Source organism: Marinobacterium profundum (assembly GCF_001528745.1).
GTDB lineage: Bacteria > Pseudomonadota > Gammaproteobacteria > Pseudomonadales > Balneatricaceae > Marinobacterium_A > Marinobacterium_A profundum.
Genome location: NZ_BCNS01000052.1, coordinates 1 through 1,344, shown reverse-complemented (window position 1 = coordinate 1,344; position 1,344 = coordinate 1). Strand labels below are relative to the sequence as shown.

Here is a 1,344-nt window from a genome sequence, read left to right as displayed (position 1 = left end):
GCGGGGCTCAAGGTCGAGGCGGAGCCGATTCGGCTCGAACAGGTACTGGTCAATCTGCTGAGCAATGCCATTGATGCGATGAAAGACAGCAATGTGCGCAGCCTGAATATTCGGGTGGTGCCGGCGGCCGATGCGATTTTGGTTGAGGTGCAGGACAGCGGCATCGGCATTGCGGCCGATCAGTTGGGGCAGATTTTCGACCCGTTTTTTACCGGCAAGGAGGTTGGCGAAGGTCTGGGTCTGGGTTTGTCGATCAGCTACAACATAGTGCAGGATTTTGGCGGACATATTCGGGTGCAATCCCGCCAGGGACAGGGCAGCACCTTTATTCTGGTACTCAAAAGGGCGGGGCAGCATGCATAGCGATATCCAGGTCGTCATCATCGACGATGACGCAGAAATCACCGAAGCCCTGACCGAAATGCTGGAGCTTGACGACTTCAGTGTGCAGGCCTTTGCGCAACCCGAAAAGGCACTGGCATCCCTGCACGCGGATAGTCCTGTGGTGGTACTCAGTGACGTGCGGATGCCAAGGCTTAACGGCCTCGATCTGCTTGCCCGCTTGCAGCAACTGGATTCGACGATTCCGGTACTGCTGATGAGCGGCCATGGCGATATTCCCATGGCCATCGAGGCCATGAAGGAGGGCGCCTACGATTTTCTGGAAAAGCCGCTGCAGCCTGAACATCTGCTGTCGCGCCTGCACCGTGCCATCGACAAGCGGCGTCTGGTGCTGGAAAACCGCAGTCTGAAGCAGAACCTGGAGGCGCGCTGCGGGCTTGAAGCGACAATCATTGGTGAGTCTGCGGCCATCAAGGGTATTCGTCAGCAGGTGCTGGCCCTGGCCCAGGCGAATGTGGATACCGTCATTTACGGGGATACCGGCAGCGGCAAGGATGTGGTGGCCAGAGCGCTGCATCAGTGCAGCGCCAGGCGTGACAAGCGTTTCGTGGCCATCAACTGCGGTGGCATGAGTGAAAGCCTGATTGAAAGCGAGCTGTTCGGTCACGAGGCCGGCTCATTCACCGGCGCCAGCAAGCGCCATATAGGCAAGATCGAAGTAGCCAATGGCGGCACCCTGTTTTTGGATGAAATCGAGTCCATGCCGCTGTCGTTGCAGATCAAGCTGTTGCGGGTGCTGCAGGAACGCTCCATAGAACGGGTCGGCAGTAGCACGCCGATTCCGGTGTCGCTCACTGTGCTGGCGGCCAGCAAGGACAATCTGGCCCAGCTGGGCGAGGAGGGGCGCTTTCGCAAGGATCTGTATTACCGCCTCAGTGTGGCCAGCCTGAGTTCCCTTGCTTATACACATCTGACGCTGCCTACAACTCCCCACCCAGAACA

The 1,344-nt window shown here is 58.3% G+C and carries 2 protein-coding genes; both read left to right on the top strand.

Annotation, left to right across the window (positions count from 1 at the left end; translation table 11 throughout):
• The coding region (locus MPRO_RS02815) for a sensor histidine kinase (protein WP_158651731.1) at window positions 1–363 on the top strand (363 nt) is incomplete at its 5' end.
• On the top strand, window positions 356–1,344 hold a 989-nt coding region (locus tag MPRO_RS02810), incomplete at its 3' end, for a sigma-54-dependent transcriptional regulator (protein WP_067286654.1). The genes MPRO_RS02815 and MPRO_RS02810, both read left to right, overlap by 8 nt.